21 protein-coding genes and 3 pseudogenes are annotated in these 23,334 nt (G+C 70.5%); 9 read left to right on the top strand and 15 right to left on the bottom strand.

The genetic code is table 11. From position 1 onward, the window contains the following. Positions 1 to 67: 67 nt before the first annotated feature. From IF88_RS49085 to IF88_RS0124290, 3 genes are all read right to left on the bottom strand, one after another. Positions 68 to 199 (bottom strand): hypothetical protein, encoded by a 132-nt coding sequence (locus IF88_RS49085; protein WP_267884520.1) that lies wholly within the window; start codon positions 197 to 199, stop codon positions 68 to 70. Between the two features lie 568 nt (positions 200 to 767). Next, positions 768 to 1,385, bottom strand: a complete 618-nt coding sequence (locus IF88_RS0124295; RefSeq protein ID WP_030716314.1) for an HAD family hydrolase — start codon at positions 1,383 to 1,385, stop codon at positions 768 to 770. A 7-nt stretch (positions 1,386 to 1,392) separates the two neighbouring features. After that, positions 1,393 to 2,148, bottom strand: coding sequence for a DeoR/GlpR family DNA-binding transcription regulator (locus IF88_RS0124290; RefSeq protein WP_030716312.1), 756 nt, complete (start codon positions 2,146 to 2,148; stop codon positions 1,393 to 1,395). Positions 2,149 to 2,220: 72 nt separating this feature from the next. Here IF88_RS0124290 and IF88_RS0124285 point away from each other — a divergent pair, with 72 nt between their 5' ends. Beyond that, complete coding sequence (locus IF88_RS0124285; protein WP_030716309.1) at positions 2,221 to 3,429, top strand: MFS transporter; 1,209 nt, start codon at positions 2,221 to 2,223, stop codon at positions 3,427 to 3,429. 349 nt (positions 3,430 to 3,778) lie between these two features. Then, positions 3,779 to 4,015: pseudogene (locus IF88_RS48190) on the top strand (MFS transporter); the annotation flags it as partial. Between the two features lie 67 nt (positions 4,016 to 4,082). On the opposite strand, the gene IF88_RS0124275 reads toward IF88_RS48190, so the two are convergent. The 3 genes from IF88_RS0124275 to IF88_RS0124265 form a co-directional block, all read right to left on the bottom strand. Beyond that, on the bottom strand, positions 4,083 to 5,168 hold the full coding sequence (locus IF88_RS0124275) for a PucR family transcriptional regulator (protein ID WP_158754546.1): 1,086 nt from the start codon (positions 5,166 to 5,168) through the stop codon (positions 4,083 to 4,085). Between the two features lie 336 nt (positions 5,169 to 5,504). Beyond that, positions 5,505 to 5,930 carry a hypothetical protein gene (locus IF88_RS0124270; RefSeq protein WP_030716300.1) on the bottom strand — a complete coding sequence of 142 codons (426 nt, stop codon included), beginning with the start codon at positions 5,928 to 5,930 and terminating at the stop codon, positions 5,505 to 5,507. 290 nt (positions 5,931 to 6,220) lie between these two features. After that, on the bottom strand, positions 6,221 to 6,700 hold the full coding sequence (locus IF88_RS0124265) for a hypothetical protein (RefSeq protein ID WP_030716297.1): 480 nt from the start codon (positions 6,698 to 6,700) through the stop codon (positions 6,221 to 6,223). 241 nt (positions 6,701 to 6,941) lie between these two features. Between IF88_RS0124265 and IF88_RS0124260 the strand changes: the two genes are divergently transcribed. Together IF88_RS0124260 and IF88_RS48185 are read left to right on the top strand one after the other, a co-directional pair. Continuing rightward, positions 6,942 to 7,445 carry a hypothetical protein gene (locus IF88_RS0124260; protein ID WP_030716294.1) on the top strand — a complete coding sequence of 168 codons (504 nt, stop codon included), beginning with the start codon at positions 6,942 to 6,944 and terminating at the stop codon, positions 7,443 to 7,445. Between the two features lie 266 nt (positions 7,446 to 7,711). Then, positions 7,712 to 8,320, top strand: coding sequence for a transposase (locus IF88_RS48185; protein ID WP_158754544.1), 609 nt, complete (start codon positions 7,712 to 7,714; stop codon positions 8,318 to 8,320). Between the two features lie 626 nt (positions 8,321 to 8,946). Here the strand turns inward: IF88_RS48185 and IF88_RS0124245 are convergent. Further along, positions 8,947 to 10,176 (bottom strand): NPCBM/NEW2 domain-containing protein, encoded by a 1,230-nt coding sequence (locus IF88_RS0124245; protein WP_158754542.1) that lies wholly within the window; start codon positions 10,174 to 10,176, stop codon positions 8,947 to 8,949. Positions 10,177 to 10,382: 206 nt separating this feature from the next. Between IF88_RS0124245 and IF88_RS49630 the strand changes: the two are divergent. Continuing rightward, positions 10,383 to 11,225 (top strand): annotated as a pseudogene (locus IF88_RS49630) (Tn3 family transposase); the annotation flags it as partial. Here IF88_RS49630 and IF88_RS0124230 read toward each other — a convergent pair. The 3 genes from IF88_RS0124230 to IF88_RS0124220 form a co-directional block, all read right to left on the bottom strand. Beyond that, positions 11,214 to 12,908 carry a sensor histidine kinase gene (locus tag IF88_RS0124230; RefSeq protein WP_234323679.1) on the bottom strand — a complete coding sequence of 565 codons (1,695 nt, stop codon included), beginning with the start codon at positions 12,906 to 12,908 and terminating at the stop codon, positions 11,214 to 11,216. The pseudogene IF88_RS49630 and the gene IF88_RS0124230 sit on opposite strands and share 12 nt — an antisense overlap. Before the next feature lie 121 nt (positions 12,909 to 13,029). Continuing rightward, positions 13,030 to 13,848: an ABC transporter permease gene (locus IF88_RS0124225; protein ID WP_030716282.1), complete on the bottom strand. Its 819-nt coding sequence runs from the start codon at positions 13,846 to 13,848 to the stop codon at positions 13,030 to 13,032. Continuing rightward, positions 13,845 to 14,846 carry an ATP-binding cassette domain-containing protein gene (locus IF88_RS0124220; protein WP_051837467.1) on the bottom strand — a complete coding sequence of 334 codons (1,002 nt, stop codon included), beginning with the start codon at positions 14,844 to 14,846 and terminating at the stop codon, positions 13,845 to 13,847. The genes IF88_RS0124225 and IF88_RS0124220 overlap by 4 nt, the downstream gene beginning before the upstream one ends. 264 nt (positions 14,847 to 15,110) lie before the next feature. On the opposite strand from IF88_RS0124220, the gene IF88_RS0124215 reads away from it, so the two are divergent. Then, positions 15,111 to 15,791 (top strand): response regulator, encoded by a 681-nt coding sequence (locus IF88_RS0124215; RefSeq protein ID WP_037806829.1) that lies wholly within the window; start codon positions 15,111 to 15,113, stop codon positions 15,789 to 15,791. Between the two features lie 322 nt (positions 15,792 to 16,113). On the opposite strand, the gene IF88_RS48180 is transcribed toward IF88_RS0124215, so the two are convergent. The 3 genes and pseudogenes from IF88_RS48180 to IF88_RS40755 form a co-directional block, all read right to left on the bottom strand. Next, entirely contained in the window at positions 16,114 to 16,377 is a 264-nt protein-coding gene (locus IF88_RS48180) for a hypothetical protein (protein ID WP_234323678.1), read from the bottom strand. Between the two features lie 774 nt (positions 16,378 to 17,151). Continuing rightward, entirely contained in the window at positions 17,152 to 18,162 is a 1,011-nt protein-coding gene (locus IF88_RS0124200; RefSeq protein ID WP_030716271.1) for an NAD-dependent epimerase/dehydratase family protein, read from the bottom strand. 114 nt (positions 18,163 to 18,276) lie between these two features. After that, positions 18,277 to 18,820, bottom strand: a pseudogene (locus IF88_RS40755) (GNAT family N-acetyltransferase). 233 nt (positions 18,821 to 19,053) lie between these two features. On the opposite strand from IF88_RS40755, the gene IF88_RS0124190 reads away from it, so the two are divergent. Both IF88_RS0124190 and IF88_RS0124185 read left to right on the top strand, forming a co-directional pair. Beyond that, positions 19,054 to 20,454, top strand: coding sequence for a L,D-transpeptidase (locus IF88_RS0124190; RefSeq protein ID WP_234323677.1), 1,401 nt, complete (start codon positions 19,054 to 19,056; stop codon positions 20,452 to 20,454). A gap of 53 nt (positions 20,455 to 20,507) precedes the next feature. After that, positions 20,508 to 21,206 (top strand): HAD family hydrolase, encoded by a 699-nt coding sequence (locus tag IF88_RS0124185; RefSeq protein WP_030716265.1) that lies wholly within the window; start codon positions 20,508 to 20,510, stop codon positions 21,204 to 21,206. Between the two features lie 23 nt (positions 21,207 to 21,229). On the opposite strand, the gene IF88_RS0124180 is transcribed toward IF88_RS0124185, so the two are convergent. After that, positions 21,230 to 21,754 carry a hypothetical protein gene (locus IF88_RS0124180; protein WP_030716262.1) on the bottom strand — a complete coding sequence of 175 codons (525 nt, stop codon included), beginning with the start codon at positions 21,752 to 21,754 and terminating at the stop codon, positions 21,230 to 21,232. A 538-nt stretch (positions 21,755 to 22,292) separates the two neighbouring features. Next, positions 22,293 to 22,646, bottom strand: coding sequence for a PRC-barrel domain-containing protein (locus IF88_RS0124175; protein ID WP_030716259.1), 354 nt, complete (start codon positions 22,644 to 22,646; stop codon positions 22,293 to 22,295). Positions 22,647 to 22,911: 265 nt separating this feature from the next. On the opposite strand from IF88_RS0124175, the gene IF88_RS43975 reads away from it, so the two are divergent. Beyond that, entirely contained in the window at positions 22,912 to 23,328 is a 417-nt protein-coding gene (locus tag IF88_RS43975) for a DUF5133 domain-containing protein (RefSeq protein ID WP_158754540.1), read from the top strand. Positions 23,329 to 23,334: the final 6 nt, after the last annotated feature.

The raw sequence follows: 23,334 nt of genomic DNA, 5'->3' as shown, positions 1-23,334 counted from the left end.
ACGGACAGTCCGTGGGCACAGGGGAACGCTGTCACGTGTCCCTCCCGCGCAGCATCGGCCCACGGGTCTACACCCTGGGGCTGATGCGGTCGGCGGTGTCGTCCGGTTGCGAGACCGCCCCGATCACCTCAGGCTCGCGGTCCAGCAGGATCAACCGGTGCTGCTCCAGCCGCGACTCGTAGCCCCCGTGGTCGCTCACCGTCGCTGCGCAGTAGGGCCCGCGAGGGGGGCCTCCCTTGACCCAGCGCAACTCGCTTACCAAATCAGCAGTCGAGGGCCACTGATTCCAGCCCTGCCCGCGCGGGAACCAATGGCGGTCACCTGCCTCGACGAGGCCCGGCTCCCATGCCGACAGCGCTGCGTCGAGATTGCCGGCGCGGCAGCAGCCACCGCTTCCCCCGCCCCGGCCAAGATCACGTAACAGAACTTCCGGCAGTCAAGATCGTTTGACAAACGGTCAAGATCTCCTGTCAGAGGTCAGGATGCAACGCGCCCCTGCAAACACCGGGGTGCAACAGCCTTCGTTGCGGGTCTGACCTGCGATGTGACCCACAGTCCAGGGCGGTTAGCTCGCATTGCACCCACGCGTTGCACCCCCAGCGAACGGCACCACGGACACGAAACCAGGGATCGGACCAGCCTTCGCCGGCAAGACCGTCACACTCTGGGCGGACGACCGCAGCATCCACATCACGATGGACGGGCACCCCAGATTGCTGGTGGCCGGGTCATGACGGCCACCGATGCCAGCGGCGGCCAACAGGTGCTCAGCTCACTTTTAGGGCCCTCTTGAGGTCAGCTGCCGTGGTAAAGAGCCGGCCCTCAAGGCCGGCCGTACGTGCCGCCTCGATGTTCTCTTCGCGGTCGTCGATGAACAGGATCCGCTCGGGTGCGGTGCCGAGTGCGTCGCAGGCCCAGCGGTAGGCGCCTGGCTCCGGTTTGGCGTGGCCGATGCGGCAGGAGAAGGCATACACCTCGAAGTGCTTGAGCCAGGTGTGGCGTCGTTCGTAGTGGGTGGCCAGTTCCTCGGGGATGTTGGAGAGCAGGGCGATGCGGCGGCCGGCCGCGGCCAGCTCCTCGATGAGCGCCACCATTTCACCGTCCACCGCGCTCCAGCTCGCCAGGTCGGCGTCGATCAGCTCGGCGGTCCGTTTCGGGCCGAAGGCCGTGCCCAGGATCTCGGCCACGCGTTTCCAATACGTGCTGCCGTCGATGTCGCCACGGTCGTACGGCTGGCGTTGGGACCAGTACGCGGACCAGAAGGCCTCGGCCGGGCCCCCGGCGATTGCTGCGAGGCGGGCCTTTCCCTCCTCGGACTGGTGGTGGGCGATCACTCCGAACATGTCGAAGAGCAGGACGTGTTCGGTGGTGCTGTCGTGTGTCATGGTGCGGTCATGTCTTTCGTACGGTGACGCCCGCGGCGCTCAGGGCCTCAGTTGCATCGATGGGGGCGTTGTCGTCGGTGATGACGGCGTGCAGGCCGGAGGCGGGGGTGACGTGGGCGAGGGCGGTGCGGCTGAGTTTGGCGCCCTCGGCAACCGCGATGATGCGGCGGGACGAGGCGATGGCGGCGCGCTTGACGGTGGCGTCGGCCAGGTCGTACGCGGTCAGGCCGTCCTCGGCAGTCAGGCCGCAGCAGCCGACAATCGCCGTGTCAAAACGCAAGGCGGCGAGCGACGCCTCGGTCAGCGGGCCGGTCAGCGACAGTTCCCCCGGGCGCGGCTGTCCACCGGGCAGCAGCAGTGTCAACTGGGGTGCGTCGACAAGGGCGTTGGCCGCCTGTAGAGACAGCGGCATCACGGTCAGCCGACGGTTCACGAGTAGTCGCGCTACCTCGAGGCAGGTCGTGCCGCTGTCGAGTACCACCGACTCGCCGTCGGCGATCAGCGCGGCCGCCTCGGCGGCGATCCGCTGCTTGGTCTCGAGTCCCTCCTGAGCGCGCAGCGCGAAGGGCGGCTCTTCGCCTCGTAGCAGCAGACTCCTCGCGCCGCCGCGATAGCGCTCCAGGACGCCCTGCGCCGCAAGGATCTCAAGATCGCGCCGGATGGTCATCTCGGAGGCGCCGGTGAGCTGCGCAAGCTCGGTCACGCTGCTGCGGCCGTGCTCGCGTACGGCGTCGGTGATCTGCCTCAGTCGCTCTGTACTCATGGCTCAAGTGAACACAATTGATGTTCGAAAGGCAACTTGCAAACATCATGTCTGTTCATTACGTTCGCTGGTATGCAACGTTTACTGCGGCTCGGGCGGGGCGCGACCTTCGCCTATTTCGCCCTCAACGGCTTCCTCATGGGCATGTGGATCGTCCACATCCCCGTCGTCGAGCAGCGCACCGGCATCGGCCACGCCCTGCTCGGCTGGCTGCTACTGCTCCTGGGCGGCGGCGCCTTCATGGGGATGCGGTTCGCCGGTCCGCTCGCCGACCGGATCGGCCCGCGCAGAGCCGTCCCATTGGGCGCGTCCCTGTGCAGCGGCGCCCTGGTCCTGCCGGCACTCGCCACGGACGCCTGGACACTGGGCGGGGCCCTCCTGGTCCTAGGGTTGGGCAACGGGGTCTTGGACGTAAGCATGAACACCCATGCCGTACAGGTCGAGCGCGGCTACCGACGGCCGGTGATGTCGGCCTTCCACGCGGTGTTCTCCGTGGGTGGTGTGCTTGCCGCGCTGGTGGGCGCGCTCACGCTCAGCGCCGGCTGGAGCGCGGTCACGACCCTCGCGTTGACCGCCGTGGCGGGCCTTGCGGTCGCGGCCCTGGCACTACCGGGCCTGCTGCCCCATCAGTCCGTATCCCAAGCGAACGAAGCCCCCGAGGCAGCCCGGGCGCCTGGGAGCCGGAGAACCCCGCGCCGGATCTGGTTCCTCGCCCTACTGGCCTTCATGCTCATGCTCTGCGAGGGCGTCGCCAACGACTGGAGCGTGCTCCACCTCAAGAGCGTGCTCGGCGCTCCGGCCGCGACCGCCGCCTTCGCCTATGGCACGTTCGCCACCGCCATGACGGTCGGCCGACTACTCACCGACCGTCTGGCCAACCGCTTCGGCGCCACCGCGATCCTGCGCTACGGTTCCGCGCTCGGTGCGGCCGGACTGGCCCTGGCAGCCTTCGCACCCATCGTCCCACTGGCACTGATCGGCTGGACCCTCGCGGGCGCGGGTCTGTCCGGCTGCATCCCCCAACTGTTCAGCGCTGCCGGGCACTACGACGCAGCTACGGCGGGCGCCAACGTCTCCCGAGTCGCGGGCCTCGGCTACCTCGGCATGCTCGCGGGCCCGGCCGTCATCGGCCCGCTGACCCATCTCATCCCGCTCAATCTCACACTGCTCCTGCCCACGGCGCTCTGCGTGATCGCCGCGGGCGTGGCCGCACCCATCCTCAAGCCCACCCCGTCCACAGCTGCACGCGCTGATCTCGAAGGAGCGACCATCCGCACCTGACACGGCGCTCCTTGGCAGGAGGCGCAGTCGGCATCACAGCATCACCAGCCGTTCCCGCCGGTACGCCGCCCGTTCGGCGTCCCGCTTGGCGCGGTGCTCGGCCGTCTCGGCCGTCTCGGCCGCCTCGTGCGGGTCGATGTAGCTGACCTCCCGCCAGCGGCTGTGTTGTACCCCTCGGTCTCCCGCTGCGGCGCCATGACCTGGCGGAGCTTGATTCCACTGCCGCCGCCGGGCGCGCAGCAGCTGCTGGGATCCGTCGCCCACCTCGAGCACACCCCGCATGTTGTAGAGCAGGTTGAACACCGCAGTCTCCAGGGCCCGTACAGGCAGGTACTCCGCGGAGTCATAGCTCGGCCGTAACCCCGCGCTCCTGGAGCGCGCCAACTCCCGCCTGCGCGGCGCCCAGACCGCCGCGTCCGGCTTCGCGGGGCCGCCTGCGGGCAGTGCCCTGCTCGCGCTCGGACGGGCCATTCCGCTGCTCGCCTACGCGGTCTCGTTCGCGCTCAGCGCACTGCTCGTACGGTCGCTGCCTGCCGCACCCCGGCCCGTACGGGAAAGGTCCACAGGGTCGCGCCGCCCGGCACGGCACTAGCCCACGGGCGGGAGATGAGCGGGGAAGTCGTCAATTCTGGAAGAGGAAAGGTTGGCCGCCGTCATCGCCGCGCGGAGGAGTTGGATGCCGTGGGGGCTGTTGGGGTCGAGGCCGCTGAACTCCCGATTCTCTGAAGGCGGTAACTCAGTGTCCTTCGGTGGATGTTGAGCGCTTTGGCAGCCTTTTCCCTGTCGAGCTCGTGGAAGAACAGTTCGTCGAGGGTGAGGCGTAGATCGGTTCCCTGTTCGAGGGGTCCTAGGAGGTCGACGAGCTGGTTCTGCAGTGCCGGCTGCCGGGAGATCGCAAGCTCTATCACCAGTTCGGTCGCCTTGTAGGGGCGCGCCTGGGCATCGGGCATCGCCACCACCACGGACATGGTCTGCTGCAGCTCTCGGAGCGTGTCGGGCACCGATCCCACAGTGGCTGCCAGGGCGTGGGCGGCACGTACGGATCGAACCTTGCGAGATGCTGCGGCCACCAGCTCTGCGGACAGGGCTTCCGCCACGTCCTCGTCACCGTTCACCGGTAGCAGCACCATCATTTCATCGCGCCGCGCCTGGGTGGACCAGAGGATCCCGGGCGTCGACCGGAGCAGGCTCCGGCTCTCGTCCAGCGCACGCTCGAGTGCGCCTTCCTCCTGCAGGAACCTGCAGACGAGGATGAGATAGCCCTCGGGGAGGAGGATGCCCGCGGCCGCGGCCATGGACGCGGACTCGGTCGACGCGCGTAGCAACTCCGCAAGCAGCTGCCGGCGAGCCTGGAGAGTCTCTCCCCGTTCGACGCGCGCAGTGTCGTGGTAGCCCGCCATGGCGGCCGTGATCATCCGGGCGTTCTCCTGAGCCCCGTAGGTGATCAGCTTGGCGAATTCTGCGTAGTTCTCGGAGTTCGCCACCGAAAGGATGTCTCGCAGGCCGGCCAGATGCCCCACCTCGAATCCGTCTCGAACGTCGGACGCGGAGAACGAGTCGAACAGGCACCGGTGCGATCCCATGTTCCGGAAGACCTCGAGATCGGAGTCGAGGAAGGGAGCCTGGCCGTTGTCGAACATGTCAAGCATACGGACCGTCACGAAATGCAGTTCACCAGGGATCTCCTTGGGGCGTTTCGCATGCAGCTGCGCCACTTTGGGGATTTCGCTCGTCGTCATGTCGAGAATCTTTGAAACAGTGATGTCGCGTCGGGCCTTCAGCTGCCTGACGAGCTTTGAGTCATTAATGTGACACACCTCCATAGGCAACCGGAGGAATGCCCAGATTGTGTTGGGATGGCGCGGTACGAGCTTTTGGCGGGTCTTTTTCAGCGCATGGATACCAAATTCGCCGTCGATGGGATGAAATCGTTGGCCTGGCGGGAGAGGCGCAAGGGCCTTCCGGGCTTGGGGCAGACGTGGCGGTCCACACCGATCCCGAAAGGCCCCGGCCATGCAGGTACTACGCACGGTGGTTCCGCGTCATTTGGACGGCGATGTTAGCCGCCTGCCGGCCTATCCGGGAAGGGTGGCGGGAAGGCAGTTGCGGGGAATGAAGTACCACCCCTGCTGGCCGACGCCATCGGTGCTGTCGGCCCGAGGGTCGCGGATCATCACCCACTTGCCGTCGCGCGAGACGTAGCGCCATAGGACGGTCTGGCCGACGGCTATCCGGCCGTTAAGCGGCGAACTGGCCACCGCGGGAACCTTCCAGGGCTGCACGTTGCCGTAACCCCTGATGTGCGATCCGTCCCAGGTGCTACACCCGGCCCGGGCGACCGTGGCCACGGTAGCTCCGTCATCGGCCGAGCCCCCGATCTGGCCGTTGGTGAACACGGAGGTCGGCAGCGTGGCCGCGGTGCCACAACCGTCGGCGGCGGTCGCGCTGCCGGCGACCGCTCCCGAGAAGGTCCACAGGCACGCGTTGAGGTCCCCGTACACCCGGCCCCACCGGTACCCGCCGCTCCCCCCCGGTGCCCGCAAGCGCGGACCGAAGAACCACCCGAGGTTGAATCCAGAGGCAAGAGAGACAGGATTCGCGGACGGCGGAACCCGAGCCGACCAGCTCCGGGTCGAGTTCACCGACATCGACTACTTCGATGTCTCCTTCTGAACCCCGCCGCTGGTGCACGCTCCGACAGCGGCGCACTGAGCCGAAGCGCGATAGTTGTCACAAGTGCTGGCCTCTTCCCACCACGGCATCCGGGCAGGGCGTCGGGCCCTCTGCCAGTTCACGAGGTCCAGATCGGGTCGTCCGGAGCAGGCCGCCCAGAGAAGCGTTGGAGTGGATCTCCGGCAAGTGAGAGCCGGCGACGCGCGACGGTGATGAAGTTGTTCTGCGCTGATTCGATACCGGAGCGCAGAACGAGCCAGTTCTCCTCGGGGGTCAGGCCACGCTTGACCATCGTGTGGAGACGCCATATCTGCTCATCAAGGGCGTGAGCAGCTTCCGCAATGTCTTTGTCAGCGACAAGGTTCACCATGCTCAAGGCCTCATTCCACGGTCGCCAGTCGATGGTGGTTGGGAGTACCACGCCTTGAGGGACGGCGTCGGGGCGACTGGCTTCCATCTCGCTGAGGTCCACGAGTAGACCTGATGATTCGCGCAGCACACGCGCGCACGTCGCAGACACTTGATCCCGGACCCAGTGTCTGTCCTGCGCCCTCCTGCTGACCAGGCTCCCCGCGAACACCCCGATCAGCGTGGTCACGACCGCTCCGGCAGGGGCCGCCAACAAACTCCACAGAGCAGACATGGACCAAGTCTGACGTGCTGAAGGATCGACCCGCAGGCGCTTAGAACCCGTTGCCATACCGATCATGGAGTTTGTCGATCGAACGGGAGTCTCGATCGGGTGATCGCGGGCACTGCCCGGCATGAGAGCAGGACCTGGCGGTATACGGGGAAAATCCAGGGGAGCGGACGGCCGCGCGCTGTTACGGTCGGGCGCTATGAGCTGGCTCCCCGATAACTTCGTCCATCCCATCCTGGTACCGCTGCCGGGCAGTGATCATCACCTGCGGCCAATCCGGGGGGCGGACACCCCGCTCGACTATCCGGCTGTGATGGGTTCGCGCGAGCGGCTGTGGACCATCTTCGGCCCAGCCTGGGGCTGGCCCGCAGCCACCATGACCTACGAGGCCGACCAGGCCGACCTGTTGCGGCACGAGAAGGAAATCGCCGCACACCAGTCTTTCAACTACGCGCTGTTCGACGCGGCGGAGACAGCTCTGCTCGGCTGCGTCTACATCGACCCACCGGAGAGGGCCGGCGCGGACGGCGAGATCTCCTGGTGGGTGGTGGACGAGCTGGTGGGCAGCAAGGTCGAGCAGGCCCTCGACGAGCTGGTGCCGCGGTGGATCGCCGCCGACTGGCCGTTCGAGCAGCCGCGCTTCCTCGGCCGAGAGATCTCCTGGTCGGACTGGCTCGCCCTGCCGGAGCACCCCGACGCGTAAGTAGCTTTTGTCATAATGCTCTGGGGGCTTGGTGCTCGAACGGCCGTCTCGATCGGGTGGTCGTCGGGTGCTCGGCGCATGCGAGGAGGGCCTCCTGAACAGCTCGCTGGTGTCGAATCACCGAGCATAAGGAGACCCTGGTGTCGCAGTCTTGCGTGCCGATGCCCGTGCACTCCACCGCGGGTACTCGGGAGTGTGACTGTCTGGCTCACCGGTTCGGAAACGCTGCCGACAATCGCCTGCGAGAGTGTCGGTATCCGAGCGACATGACGGACGCGGAGTGGGTGGTGGTGCGGCCGCTGCTCCCGGCGCCGGGTTGGATGCAGGGCCAGGGCGGGCAGCCGGAAGCGTACTGCCACCGGGCGATGCTGGACGCGATCGGCTATCTCGTGGACAACGGCATCAAGTGGCGGGCGATGCCAGCCGACTTCCCGCCGTGTGACCGGGTCTATGCGTTCTTCCGCCGCTGGCGCGATCGCGGCCTGATCCGGGAGTTCCATGACCGGGTGCGCGGGCAGGTCCGGGAGAGGGCAGGGCACGATGCCCTGCCGACGGCTGGGATGATTGATTCGCAGTCGGTCAAGGCGGATGCCGTGGTCGGGGCCGGCACCCGTGACTTCGACGGCGGCAAGCTGGTCAACGGAGGCAAGCGGCACGTCGTGGTCGACACCCTCGGCCTGCTGCTGGGCGTGATGGTCACCGCTGCGGATGTGGGCGATCGCGCCGCTGCTCCATCCTGCTGGAACAGGTGGCTGCCGCTCACCATCGCCTGGCCCCGGTCTGGGCCGACGGCGGCTACACCGGCAGTCTGGTCGAGCACTGCCTGGCCGCGTTCGCCCTGGTCCTGGCGATCGTCAAGCGTGGCGACAGCATGAAGGATTCGTGGTGCTGCCCAAGCGGTGGATCGTCGAGCGTCTCTTCGCACACCTGATGCGAAGCCGCCGCCTGGCCGCGACTGCCGCCGGACGCGCACCGGCACGGACTCCAGGTCCTGGTCGCAAGCGCGCCAAGAGGTCTGTGAGGGCCTTCTTCTGAGCCGGGTGCATGATCGGTACAGCGTTCAGGTCGGTGCTCATCAGTCAGTCAAACAGCATGATGGCGTCGGCACGCCACAGGCGGAGATCGACAGTCGGTAGGGACTCCCACGCGAAACCAGATTCCATACAGGCATCGTGCCAGGTCAGCAGCGTGCAGATGATCGTGGGCCCTCTGGCCCGCACCGCCGGCCCCGAAAGCGCGGAGCCGCCCGAGCTGCTCAGGGCCGGGGCCTACGGGGAAACCTCCTTGGCGGCAGAACGGCGGGTGGCGCGTTGCTGGGCCATCCTCGCCCGCTGGGCGGGCTGGACGCAGGGCGCGGCGCTCGGCGTGGCAGGCGACGACCGGGCCGCCGGCGGTGCGCCGGATGATCAGGAGTCCGCTCGTACCCGGCCGTTGGCCTGTTCGGGGAAGGGAGACCCTCTCGCGGAGCCGAGGCCTGCCGGCCTGGCCCCGCTGGGGGTTGTTACTTGCTGACGACGGGGTCGATCCAGGCTCCACGGCCTTCCTGGGTGCTGAAGGTCTCGAGTGTGGTGATCGTGATGCGGAATGCTCCCTGGATGTCGAGCGTGATCTCCTTGACCGGATCTCCGGGTCGCATCGTGAACTCTTTGACGTTGGCGCCGTCGATCTGGACGCTGAAGGTGATGGTGTCGCCGGAGGGTGTGCTGTCGGAGACGCCGGCGCCGGCGGTGAACGTCTTGTACTTGCGGTCGAGCTGCCAGGTGCGCTGGGCCTCGAACGCGTACAGGGTCCTGGGGTAGACGCGGCTGTTGACGCTCAGTTCACCCGCTGTGAAAGAGCGCTTGGTGCCTTCCGGGTACGTGTCCATCGGCACCAGGTCCTCGATCAGTGACCTGGTGTTCTGCTCAGGCGTGGGCGCGGCGGACGGTGTCCCCGCGGGGGGGTCCGAGGGCCGCGCGGAATCCTTCGACGGGTCGGGGTGCGCGGAAGCGGAGACCGTCCTGTCCGCCACGGCCCGATCTCCACCGTCCGGGCTGTTGCCCCCGCCGAAGTGGATACCTGCTGCCAGGCCCCCTCCCAGGACGAGTACGAGGACAAGTACCGCTCCGGCGATCCGGTATCGTCCGCGGCCACCGCCGCGAGCCGGCCCGATCTGCGGCGGCATCGTGGGCGGGGACGGAACCACCGGGTGGTGCTGGTCCCCACCACTCTCCTCGGCCGCCTCCAGCAGCATCAGATGAGACCGGGTCCGGTCCAGGTCCGCGACCAGGTCCACACGCCGCCGGTCCAATACTTCGCCCTGCCGGGCCAGCGCTTCGCCCTGCTCCCGCAGCTGCCCGGCCGCCTCACCGCTGCCCGTGCCGTCGGCGGCCGCGTTCTGAAGGCGGGCGAGGTTCTCCCGAAGCCGGTCCTCACGGTCACGGATTCCCGACAGCTCCACGCCGAGCTGGTTCAGGGCCCGCTCCCCATCGAGCAGGCGCAGCAGCAGGGAGTTCTGGTCGCTGCCGCGGACATCCGCGCCGAGCTGGACCAGCAGTTCCCGATAGGCGTCGAACAGCTCCCGGGCCCGTTGCTCCCCGTGCCGGTCGCCGGTGCGCCGGGCAGCTTCGGTGAGCAGGTCGCGCAGGAAGTCCCACGGGGGCAGGTTCGCGCCCAGGACGTACTTGCGGATCGTGGAGTCCTTGTAGACGGGATACAGCTGCGCGAACTCCCGCGAGCTCAGCCCCGTCAAGGTCAGGAGCGTACGTACCCGCTGCCCGAACCCGGCACGTAAGCGGTCGCGTTCCTCACGCGGTACCGGCCCCTGCGCACGGTCGGGCAGCCCGTTTTCCCCCTGCTGTGTCACTGGTCCTCCCCCGCACCAGACCCTGGTGCCTCACCGGACGGAAACCCGCACCGCTGGCGCAGTCGCCCACCAGCCGCGGGTCGCATCACTGTATGAGCATCACCTCGCTCGGTTCAGGGGAACGCCTGACAGCACGTCACCAGGAGCCCCGCTTGCCCACCTTTGAGCGAAATCTCCCTATAGTGTCCGGAGGTTCACCATGTCCTCGACCACCGTCCTCGTCCTGGCCCTGCTCGTCCTGGCCGGCGCGGGCATCACCTACACCGTCTACCGCAAGCCCGCACTCGGCACCGCCATGGTCACCGCGACCACCGTCATCACGCTCCTCTACACCCTGCTCCAGAACTGACGACCGCCCGCCGCGGGGGAATTCGAGCCGAGCATGTGCGCCCCTGCTGTTGTCGGAGGCGTGCAACGTGGGGCTGACCCCTGTGGTGAAGTCGAACGTGCCCGCGCTGACCCGGGGCCGACGGGTCCCGGTCGGCCGGGGCTACCTGCGCGCGGAGACCATCAGCGCGGCGAACGGGATGCTGATCGACGCCCAGCGTGGCATTGACGTGGTGCGCGCGTGGGGCGGCGGGCTGGTCGCGTCCGCCGACGGGGTCCGCTTCACAGTGCCGGTGCAGTCGCTGCACGCCATGTACAGCCCGAAGTGCTTCGGGCTGCGACACAAGGGCGCGACCTGGCTGAACGTCGTCAACGACCAGGTCATGGGCCTGGGCGGCGTCGTGGTCCCCGGTACCCTGCGCGACTGTCTGTTCATCCTGGACGCGCTCCACAACCGGGACGGCGGACCGAAGCCGGAGACCGACACCGCCTCGTACTCCGACATCGTGTTCGGGCTGTTCGCGATCTGCGGCTACCGGTTCTCCCCGCGGATCGCCGACATCGGCGACGCCCGCCTGTGGCGCACCGACGGGTGGTCAGGGCCGGCTTGAGGGCACAGTGTCCTTCACCACCAGCATGTTGTCGGACCAGCAGAGCCGGTAGAGGTCGACCTGGTCCAACAGGTCGCGGCCGGAACGGTAGAACTGGCACGTGGCGCCGGGCGGCCGGGGTGCGGAACGGGCGTGGTCGGGCGGGTAGGGGTACGCGCGGGCCGGCAGCAGAGGGGCGAGTTCGGCACGCGGCCGGCCGGTGGTCAGCTCGTCGAACCGGGATGGCGGCAGCACGCTCGTCGTCAGTTGCCAGGCCAGGTAGACGGCGGCGGGCACGAAGAAGGCGGCTGCGGCGACGGGCGCCGCGAAGGCGGCGACGGAGCGGCGGCGGACGGCGCTCCGTACGTAGGCGAGCCGCCTGGCGGACTCCGGTGTGACGGCGTCCGTGCCCGGGGCCCGGTGGGGAGCGGTCCCGGACGGCAACGCGGACCCGGTGTGCCGCCCTCGGGTCCAGGACTGCATTCCGGGCGTCGTACCGGGTCTTGGCGCTGGTGTCCCCGGGCGGGACGTGGCCTGGTGCGGGAGGACGGCGGTGACGCGGAACCCGCCCTGATACGGGCCGGTCCGCAAGGAGCCCCCGAGGACCGCCACCCGCTCCCGAAGCCCCGTCAGGCCCCGGCGGCCGACGCCGACCGTCGGGCCTTCGGCCGCGTGCACCGGTCCGTCAGTCGGCGGGGCGGCGTTCACGACGCTCACGCGGGTAAGGTCCGCCTCGTGTGTGATCCGCACCCGGATCGCACCGTCCGGCGCGTGCTTCACGGCGTTGGTGAGGGCCTCCTGCACCACCCGGTACATCCCGCGTTCGACCAGCGGGGACAGCGAGGGCGCCGCCCCGCGCACCTCACAGCGGACCGGCACCCCGGAGGCGACCGCCCGTCCAAGGAGGTCCTCGACGGTGTCGTTGACAGGCAGGCCCGCACCCGTTTCCGTTCCGGGCCGGTCGTGCAGGACGGCGACGGTCTCCCGCAGTTGCTCCACGGCGTCCGCGATCGTCCCGCGCAGATCGGCGAGGTCGGTGCGGTCACGGTCGGTGAGGTCCGGGGAGAGTTCCAGAGCCCCGGCGCGCAGGGCGACCAGGCTCAAGGCGTGGCCGAGGGAGTCGTGCATGTCGGCCGCGATGTCCGCGCGTTCGGTCAGCCGCGCCCGCTCCGCAACCAGGTGTTGCCGCTCTTCCAGGCTCCGGGCCAGCCGCCAGCCCTCCCGCACGAGTTCGCGTCGGCCACGCCAGTGCCGGCCGGCCAGCCAAGGCAGCAGAAGGGCGGCGGGCAGCACGGTCAACGCGTAGAACCACCACACGGACTGCGCCCGCAGCACCGCGCACATCGCAAGATCGGCCGCGAGGCACCCGGCGAGCACCAGGAGGGGGCGCCGTGCCGCGGCGACCCGGGCGCCCAGCAGACAACTCAGGACGGCCAGCGACAGGACGTGGGCGTTGGCGGGGGTCGCGGAGTCGGCCATGCCCAGCGCGCACAGCCCGTTGACCAGGACGACCGCGGCCCCCGATCGGCGGCGGGACAGCGGCACGGCTGCCGCCAGGACGGCCAACGGGAGGAGCAGGTCCCAGACCAGCGAGGCTGCGCCCGCTTCCCTGAACCCGTAGCCGGTGGCGGCTGCGAGCACGCCCCACAGGGCCACGTCGCCGCCCATGGACCTGGCTGGGGGTATGCGCGTGTGCAGCATGGCGCGTCGACTGTCCTTTCGATGGATGTCCTCACTTGCCCGGTCGATTCTGTGGGACGGGCCGGACGCCCGACGAGGGGGTGGGCACGGTGAGGGCGTCCGAGCGGGTTCCGACGCGGGGTCAGGCGTCCCGGCGGCGCAGGACGTACAGGCCGATCAGGTGCGCGGTCGCGGCCCACGCAGCCACGATCAGGACCGACGTCGCCGGCGCGTACGGGGCCTCGGCGCCGATGCGCATGAAGCGGTCTCCGGATCCGTGCGGCAGATGGTCGTTGACGTCCGCGAGCGTCGGCCCTCCGAGCCCCAGGAGCACGCTCGGCAGTGCCCACAGGAGTGTGACGAGGATCGAGAGCGCGCCGGCCGGATGGCGCGTGGCGAACGCCACCCCGACGGTCAGGACGGCGACCAACGCCTGATAGAGACCGACCGCGAGGACCTGCCGGAGGCTCGGGCCTGCCTCGAAGGAAGCACGCCCGTCGAACGCCACCCAGGCCACCGCCGTGCCCACGACGGCGAACGTGGTGCCGGCGACGAACGCGACCACGGCCGCCACCAGTGCCTTCGCCGCCTGGACCCGATGCCGCCGGGGCACCCACAGCAGCGAAGCCCGCACACTCCCCGTCGAGTATTCGGAGGTCACCGCGACCGTGGCCAGGACGACGACGGCGAACTGGGCAAGGACGGCGGAGGAGGCCGCCGCGTTCCCTACGGGCTGGATCGGATGCCCGTTGATGCGGGCGATCGAGGCGTAGTAGTAGGTGAAGACGCCGGTGATCGCGAGGCCCGCCAGAAGGCAGAGATAAGGGGCCCGGACGGACCACAGTTTGGTCCATTCGGAGGCGATCGCCCCGGCGAAGCCACCGGGTGTGCCCCGGCCGGGGGTGTCGGGCACGGCCCGGGGCGGGGCCGTCCGCCTGTCGGGTGTCGTCGTCGTGGTCACTGTCGTCCCCCTTCGTTCGGCGCCGCGGCGGCGTCGGTCGTGCCCGCGTCAATCGCGCCCGCGTCGGTCGTGTCCGCGCCTCTGCCGCCCGTCGTGTACTCGATGCTGCGCGCGGTCAGGTCCATGTACGCCTGCTCCAGCGAGACCCGGACGTCGGTCAGCTGGTGCAACCGGACCTGGCAGTGGTGGGCCAGGTCGCCGATCTCGGCGGCGGTGCGGCCCTCGACGGTGAGTTCGCCGGACGCGGACGTCTCGACACTCACCCCGTCAGCCGTCATCAGGCGACGGACCAGCGTCGCCCGCTCCCCGGGGTCGGGCACCACGGCGCGCGCCGACGCGGGAGAGGCGGCAGCGAGGAACTCGGTCATGGAGGTGTCGCTCAGCAGCCGGCCCCGTCCGATGACGACGAGGTGGTCGGCCGTCAGCTGCATCTCGCTCATCAGGTGGCTGGAGAGGAACACGGTGCGTCCTTCCGCCGCCTGGTCACGGACGAGCCGGCGGATCCAGCGCACCCCGTCCGGGTCGAGGCCGTTGACCGGCTCGTCCAGGACGAGTACCGGAGGATCGCCGAGCAGGGCGCCCGCCACCCCGAGTCGCCCGCTCATGCCGAGTGAGTACGTGCCCGCCGGCCGGCGGGCCGCCTTGGTCAGGCCCACCGTCTCCAGCACCTCGTCCACGCGGCGCAGCGGGATGCCGTTGGCCCTGGCCTGGGCGACGAGGTGCGTGCGGCCGGAACGAGCCGGGTGGACGGCCCGGGCGTCGAGCATCGCGCCGACGGCGCACAGCGGCCGTCGCAGGTCCGCGTAAGGCCGGCCGGCGATCAGGGCCCGCCCGCGGGTGGGGTGGTCCAGGCCCAGGATCATGCGCATCGTGGTGGACTTCCCGGCCCCGTTGGGGCCGAGGAAGCCGGTCACGCGGCCGGCCTGGACGTCGAGTGTCAGGTCGTCCACGGCGAGGGTGCCGCCATAGCGTTTGGTAAGTCCTTGGAGGGTGATCACGGAGTTCCTTCATGTCGGTCGTGGATCGCGGAATACAGCCCGCGGGAGTCGGCGGTGGCGCGCACCGACCGACGCGTGGTGGGCCTGGCCCGGGTGTGGCCGCCTCGTTTCCCGCATGGAATCGACGCTAGGAGTCCGTGGCGCCGGCGCCCATTGGCCGAACGGCAGCGGCGTCCTGCCTTTCGTCGGGGGTGTGCCCCGACCCGGGGCGGATCTGTGGGGCTTGCCGTTCGCACGGTGGTGCGTCGGCCGTAGGCTCGCCGCGTGGAAGAGACGACACCGAGCAGCCGACCGGTCCGGGTCCTGGTGGCTGACGACGAGGCGATGGTCCGGGCGGGTATCCGGGCCATCCTCGCCAGGGACCCGCACGTCGAGGTGGTCGCCGAGGCAGGTGATGGGCACGAGGCCATCGCGCTCGCCGCGCGGTACCGGCCGGACGTGGTCCTGTTGGACATCCAGATGCCAGGCTTGGACGGGCTGACGGCAGCGGCGCGGCTCCACCGAGAACCGACGGCGGTCGGTGTGATCATGCTGACGACCTTCGGTCAGGACGAGTACGTCACCCGGGCCCTGGAGGAAGGCGCCGACGGCTTCCTGCTGAAGGCGGACGACCCGAGGGAACTGCTCAACGGGGTACGGGCGGTGGGAGCCGGCGGTGCCTACCTGTCCCCCCGGGTCGCCGGCCGAGTCATCGCCGCGCTGCGCGCGCACCGGGCAGCGCATCCTCACCGCTCGCTGGAGCGGCTCACGGAACGGGAGCGCGAGGTGCTGGCCGGACTCGGGACGGGACTGTCCAACGCGGAGATCGCGAGCCGGCTGCACCTGGTCGAGGGCACGGTGAAGGCGCACGTCAGCGCGGTGCTCGCGAAGCTGGGCGCGCGCAACCGGGTGGAGGCGGCCATCTCCGCGTACGAGGCCGGCCTGGTCCCGCAACGCCCCCGCTGACCTGGTGCCAGCGTCCCGCCGAGTGCCGATCACGCCCTCGCCACAGAGGCGCCTGGGCACCCAGGGGGTGGCGCGGGGGCGCCCGCTAGTGCTGTGACCGCGAACCTTTGCCGGGTTGCTTGTCGTGTTGGTTGGAAGTGACGACGCTTCCAGCCAGCGGGCGGAGGCGGGATGGCGCAACCGGTCAGGGTCCGCAGGCTGACGGCGCGACCGACTGCCGGCCACTCCGGTCGGCAGTTTCCCGGACCGTGTGCGGGGTAGCGCCGAGGTGAGCCCAAAAGCCGCCAGTACTTGATCTTGGCGGATGCGGTGCTCGGTCCGCTCAACCCGGGCTGGCAGCCGGGAGGGCGTTGACGTGGTTCTCGTACTCGCCGCGGGCTTTGCGCTGTGCCGGGATCGCCGAAGTGCCCGGGGCGCCGTTGAAGGGCTGGCAGTGGGCGAGGAGTTCGCGGTGGACGGTGGGTCTGGCGCTGACGCGCGATGTGTAGCCCTGGCGGCGTCGTACGGTCACGCCGTGGTCGATCGCGGCCCGCTCAGCGTCGTCCAGCCCGGTCGCGCGGAGGAAGTCGGCGACCTTGCCCGGCATGTCGAGGGCGACCGGCAGCTCCGGGGCCGGGGGCCTGCGTCTGTTACGACGTGTTCGGGCATGAGGTCGGCGACGGCCGTGCGGATGGCGCCGCGACTGACGTCGTGTCCGCGGGCCAGGGCGGCGATGGACCGGCCCTCCAGATACCCGGCGCGGACGGCGTCGGTCTCGGGCTGGCGGTGCCGACTGCTTCACCGCCTGGACCAAGCCGTCCGTGCGCTGTCCGGCACAGACGGTGGTGCGCAAACCGAAGGGGTCCGCGCGCTGATTCGCATCCGGCTATCGCTCCGAAGCCGTCCAGGACGCGCGTACAGCCTGTGCGTTCGACCCGGACCGTGCCGTGCTTGGCGTCGTTGCTCTGGAGGTCACCGCAGTGGCCGTGCTCGCCAAGCCGCCGTGACCGGCTCGCTGCTCGGCGGTACCGGCTTCACCAGGGGGCCGGTCACCGTGGCGGTCTGGAGGGCGCTGTGGGCTGGGGTTGTGGCCTTCCGCCGGTTCTGGCCCCGTACCTGGGCGCGTGGTGATCCGTTCCGGGCCAACTCGCTGGTGCCGGACTTTCGGAGTTCTGGTCCTCGCTGTGTGCCTCACCGGCATCGTGCGGAACGTACCCACCTCCCCCTCCATCACCCTCCTGTTCGCAGCGGCAGCCGGCGAGGCGGGATGGTTGCTCTGGCTGCGCAATCCCCGCACCCCGGCGCCCTGACGGGGTCCGGCCTCCCGGCCCGTGGGTGGGCCGAGCCGTCGAGCGGTGAGATCGACTGTGTGCCTGCAAGATCACTGACCTGTGGTCGACAGCCGGTCGGCGAGCGCGGTGAGCAGCTCGCGCTCGCGGGCCGTGCTCAGGCCGGCCCGCCGGGAGCGGTCCAGCCCCTCGGCGCGCTCCCACCGCAGGAGGGCCTCCAGCATCTCCACGCGCGGGCGGTGGCGCAGCCCGGCCGCCCGCGCGGCGGCCCCGCTGCGTGCGGAGAAGCCCGCCCACTGCGGATCCGTCATCCACATGGCCAGCGACTCGGGACCCATGAACTGCCCCACCCCCTGATCGAGGAGCCACTGCGGGTCCGCCGTCGCCACCGGGCCGCCGTGGCCGGCCACGCGCCGCGACAGCTCGACCCACTCGTCGAAGGGGACGACCGGCCCGACGGCGTCGAAGGTCCCGGTGGATCCCCGCTCCGCGAGGTCCAGCAGCCAGCCCGCGAGGTCGCGCACGTCGACCGTCTGGGTCGGCAGCCCGGGGGAGTGCGGTACGAGCATGGGCTGGTCCACCTCGCGGGCGGAGCGGGCCACCCAGTACCCCGTACGCCCGCTGTGGTCGCCGGGTCCGCCGATCAGGCCGGCCCGGGCGACGACGAGCCGGTCCCCGACCGCCGCGCGCGAAGCCGCTTCGCAGGCGACCTTCGCCTCCCCGTACTCGTCCCGTTCGACGTACTGGCCGTCGGCCGGGGCCAGCAGCGCGGCCGACTCGTCGGCGCCGACCGTGCCGTGGTCGGCGTAGGCGCTGACGGAGGAGACGTAGGTCCAGTGCCGGGCCCGCCCCGCCAGGGCGCGGAGCGCGCCGCGGACGAAGGCCGGCTGCCACGACACCTCGATCACGGCGTCCCAGTCGCGGTCGAGCAGGCCGGCGTAGGCGGAGTCCTGCTTCCGGTCCGCCGCCACCAGCCGTGCTCCGGGCACGACGCTCCCGCTCTCGCCGCGCGCCAGGCACGTCACGTCGTGCCCGCGCCCCAGCGCCTGCCCTGCGATCTCACGGCCCAGCCACGCCGTCCCACCCAGTATCAAGAGTTCCATCCGCCCACTTCAGCACAGCGGGAGCACCGGAGGACCGCGGGTTCGCGCTCGGCGAAGAAGGAGGGCGCGCGGCCTCGGCAGGGGGGCGAGGTCACGGGCGCGAGGGCGGGGCCGTCACAGGTCGCGCCGCATGCAGGCGCGGGGCCACCGGTCCAGGCCGTGTTCCGACTCGCGGGCGCGGATCTCCCGCAGGCCGGGAGTGAGCTCCGCCGTCGTCCAGCAGCCGGAAGCCGCAGCGCGCGTAGTACGGGGCGTTCCACGGCACTTCGGTGAAGGTGGTGAGCGTCAGGGCGGGTACCCCCTCGCGCGCCGCGAGGCCGGCCAGGTGCTCCAGCAGGGACCGGCCGATTCCGCGGCGCGCACGGTCCGGATGTACGGACACCTGCTCGACGTGGAGGTTGCCGTCGACGCGATCGGCGATCAGGTACGCGACCGGGACCCCGGCGCCAGCGCCAGCGCCAGCGCCAGCGCCGGCACCGGGACCGTCGACCGAGACCCAGGCCATTGCGGCCCGCTGGTAGCGGCCGAGCTCCCCGAGCGTCAACGGCTCGTCGTCGGCGATCTCCGCCATGCCGATGTCCCGGAAGCCGATCCCGGCGGCCCTCTCGATGTCCCGGAGGGCGGTCAGTTCGTCCAAGTGTGCTGCGCGAATGGGCATGGGCGCATTGTCGGGGGCCGGCCGTCCGGGGTCACCCGGGTATCGGCGCCCCGACACGGCCGTAACCGGTCGGGCCGGCCGAGGGGTTGTGCTCCGTCCGAGTTCTCTTGGGGTGCCCGTTCGGCCCCAGAGCCGAGTCCATGATCATAATTTTGGCCCTCCATCGCTTTGATACGGCTATGCCACGAATGCGACGGACACGACCGACCAGGGCGTGGGGCGCCGTTGCTGCGGTGACGGGGGCCATGCTGGTCGTCGCCGCAGCGCCGGGCCGGGCGCCCGATGCGGACACGACGGAGCGGACCCTCGCCGGTCCGCAGCGGGAAGCAGCCGTCACGCTGCTGGTCGGGAGGGTGCTGAAGGAGGGCCACGAGGCCGGCGGAGGGCGGTGCGCGGTACGGATGTTCCGGCCCGGACTGTGCAGCGGCTGGCAGGAGCAGCGGGTGCTCGCCACCGCCCGCGGGGTGGGGTCCGTACTGAAGGAGCCCGCCCTGTACGAGGGCGACGCGGCGCGCGCCGCCCGGGAGCAGGTGCTTCCCACGGACGCCGGCGGGCCGCTCGAGATCGCCCTCGCCGATTCCGGCCGCCTCACGGACGTGACCGTGCAGGACGGACACGGCCGCCATCTGGCCGGGGAGCTCGGCCCGCGCAGCGAGCGCTGGCTGAACACCGAGCCGCTGCGGGCGGGGGAGACGTACACCGTGCAGGTCGGCGCCCAGGACGCGGGCGGAACCCCGGTCGGCGTGACCATGGCCTTCCGGACCGCGCCGCCCGCGGACGGCGGCAGGCTGACGGCCGAGTTCGGGCCCGGCCCCGGCACGTACGGGGCCGGGGAGATCGTGACGGCCTCCCTCAGCCGGCCGGTGCCCGCCGACGACCTCCCGGCCCGCGCCCGGCTGGAGCAGGCCCTGCAGGTGACCTCGGAGCCGCACGTCGAGGGAGCCTGGCACTGGGTCGACGACTCCACCCTGCACTACCGGCCCCGTACGTACTGGCCCGCGCACACCGTGGTCCGCGTGCGCAGCGGTCTCGACGGGGTCGAGCTCGGGGACCACTACGGAGGCCCCTCCGACGACGTGCAGTTCACCATCGCGGACCGGATCGAGGCCGTCACCGACTCCGCCACCCACCGGATGACCGTACGCCGCAACGGCCGGATCATCAGGACGATCCCCGTGACCACCGGAAAGGCCGGCTTCCGGACCCGCAGCGGAATCAAGGTCGTCCTGCGCAAGGAGCCCAAGGTCCGGATGCGCGGGGACACCGTCGGCATCCAGCCCGGCACCAAGGAGTTCTACGACCTGCCCGTCCTCTACGCGACGCGCGTGACCTGGAGCGGCGAATACATCCACGCCGCGCCCTGGTCGGTCGAGGCGCAGGGCGAGGAGAACGTCAGCCACGGCTGCACGGGCATGAGCACCGAGGACGCCGCCTGGTTCTTCGACACCGTCCGCGAAGGCGACATCGTGGAAGTGGTCAACAGCGGCGGGGCGAAGATGGCCCCCTTCGACAACGGCTTCGGCGACTGGAACATGGACTGGCGGACCTGGCTCGCGGGCAGCGCCCTCGCGGACGTGGCGGGAGACCCGCACGGTTCCCCGCTCTCCCCGTCCCGGCTGCACCCGACCACCTGACGCCCCGCCACCGGCCCGGGCCGACCCGGTCGGCCCTGGCCTACGATCACCACATGATCAAAGGAGTGATGTTCGACTTCTCCGGCACGCTGCTGCGCATCGAGTCGACAGGGGAGTGGCTCGCCGCCGCCCTCACGGCCACGGGCGTGTCCCTGGCCGAGGGGGAGTTCGACGAGACGGTGCGGCGGCTGACGGAGTACGGCGCCCTGCCGGGCGGGCCGGCGCCCCGGCAGGTGCCCGCACACCTCGAAACCCTCTGGCGCGAGCGGGACATGAGCGCCGATCAGCACCGGTCCGCTTACGGCGGACTGGCCCGGGAGGCCGGCCTGCCGGCACCGGAACTGCTGACGGCCCTCTACGACCGCCACATGAGCCCCGCCGCCTGGCGGCCCTACCCGGACACCGGACCGACGCTGCGTGAACTGCGGCGGCGGGGGCTGCCGGTGGCCGTGGTCAGCAACATCGGCTGGGACCTCCGGCCGGTCTTCCGCGCGCACGGGCTGGACGAGCTGGTCGACACCTACGTGCTCTCCTTCGAGCTCGGCACGCAGAAGCCCGACCCGGAGATCTTCCGGGTCGCCTGCGGCCGGCTCGGGCTGGCGCCCGCCGACGTACTCATGGTCGGCGACGACCGGCACGCGGACGGCGGCGCGCGGGCCCTCGGCTGCCCGGTGCACTTCGTGGACCACCTGCCGGTCGACCAGCGCCCCGCCGGACTGGAGCCGGTCCTCGGCCTCCTCGAATCGCCGTAGCCGACGGGGCCGAGGGGCCTGCCTCAGGCCGCGTCGTCGTCCACGTTCCACTGCCGCGGCAGAGCCCCGTCGCAGAACACGCAGACGAAGTCCTCCTCGCGCACGATGTTCAGCTCCCGGCAGGCGGGGCACCTGCGGAACACCACCTCGTGGGTGAACCCGGGCGGGTGCGCGAGCCCGACCGCGTCCAGCGCGTCCGCGACGGCCGGCCACGAGCCGGGGTCCGGGCAGTAGCCCGTCGACTGGTTGCTGACCTCGCGGACCGCCCAGCGACCGGACTCCCGGCGGAAACCGATCTCACCGGCGCTCAGGACCGGCAGGCCGTCGGCGCACGCCACGTGCTCACTGCGGCGCGGCGCCAGCCGCAGGACACCGGCGGTGTCGACGACGAAGGTGAAGGGCTCGGCCAGTTCCGTCGGCGTCGGCGCCGACGCCCAGTCGTGGAAGTCAGCCGCCGAGCGGATCCTCCGCCCCTCGTTCCCCGGCCGTACCAGCGCCCGCAGTTCGGCCGGCCCGACGTACCGGTAGCCTCGTCCCCGATCCTCCATGTCCGTCACCCTAAACCGGCAGGCGGAAGGCCCGCCGCGTGTGCCACCCTCGGGGCCATGCCCGAAACCAGCCCCGACACCGGTGGCGGACTCGCCCTGAACCGAGCGCTGTGGGACGAGCGTGCCCGGGTCCACGGCTCGACGCCCACCGACCGGTTCTACGACGTCGAGTCGTTCGTCGCGGGGCGCGAGACCCTCTACGCCCTCGAACGGCAGCTGGCCGGCGACGTGGCCGGCAAGGACCTGCTGCACCTGCAGTGCCACTTCGGGATGGACACGCTGAGCTGGGCCCGCCTCGGAGCCCGGGTCACCGGGGTCGACTTCGCACCGACGGCTATCGAGCGGGCCCGGCTGCTGGCCGACCGGACCCGCGCGGTTTCCTGCCCCAGGGCCAGGACGGCCTCTACCGGCTCCCGTTCGGGGACTCCCACCTCCCCGTCCTGTACTCACTGCGCGCCGAGTCGCCGCCCGCGTACTCCTCCTAGTACTCGCCTGTGGCGGGAAGCCTGTGGCGGGAAGGAACGAGCCTCGGGGGTCCTCAACTGTGGGACTGGCTGTAGTGCCGGGCGAACTCCTCCAAGTAGCCCGCCTCACCGCGGTACTTGATCTCGTCGAAATCCGGGGCGGCCTTGATCTGGTCCTTGGTCCGGTCGACGTAGACCTTCCTCTCGGCCGTGTCGATGCGCTGGATGGTGCCGGCCGGGAGGAGTACGTGCTTGCCGAAGATCCAGACGCCCGTGTCGACGACGAGATGGGCGGCGTCGACGGCATCAGAGTGCTTGTCGACCTTCCCGATGCTGCCGTCGGTGGCCTCGACCTTGAACCCGACGAGGTCGAGGCCCGGCTCGTGTCCCGAGGCCGGGTCGTAGCCCCAGATCTTTTTCTCGGTCATGGTTCATCCCTCTCTCAGTCTCAGTCTCAGGATGCGCCTCGGCTGAAGCTTTGCCTGCGGCAGGTGCACGCCGGGTAAGCGAGGGTAAACCCTTCATGACCCCGTTACGGCCCCCGTTTGCCTTCGGTTGAAGGGATGATTCCGCATGGTTCCTCGTATTCGTCGTTCCTCGGTCGGAAATCCCTCCGATGTCGCTACGGGGAGAGCGTCCGGCGGTGGCCCTCTGGCGGGCGATCCGGAGGTGGCGCGGGCCGTGGGGATGATCATGGCGTTGACGCCGTGCTCCGCCCGGGACGCGCGCGTCGTCCTCGCGTCGGCGGCCCAGGCCGCCCACGTCACGGCAGCCGAGCTGGCCCGTGTCATCGTCGCCGCGCCGCACGGCACGGCGCTTCCGGCCCATGTCGAGCGGGCCCTGCGCCACGCGGTGGAATCCGCCCGCAGCCCGGTGCGTCCCGCGCCCGCACCGGCTCCGCCGGTGGCCATGCTCGCCAACCGCGCCCTCACCGAGAAGCTCCTGGCCCGGTTCCGGGCCTGTCAGGCGAGCCTGGCCGCGGAGCCCGGCAGCGAGGAGGCGCGCCGCGAGATGGACGACGTGACGTACACCCTGTGCGTGCTGATGGGCCGACTCCGCGCGTACGACGCCGTCATGGCCGCCCAGGAGCGCCTCGACCTGTCCGCGTAGCGCCGA

It is taken from the genome of Streptomyces sp. NRRL F-2580, from assembly GCF_000720115.1.
Lineage (GTDB): Bacteria > Actinomycetota > Actinomycetes > Streptomycetales > Streptomycetaceae > Streptomyces.
The sequence above is the reverse complement of the archived record's forward strand: the minus strand, read 5'-3'. Positions and strand labels throughout refer to the sequence as shown.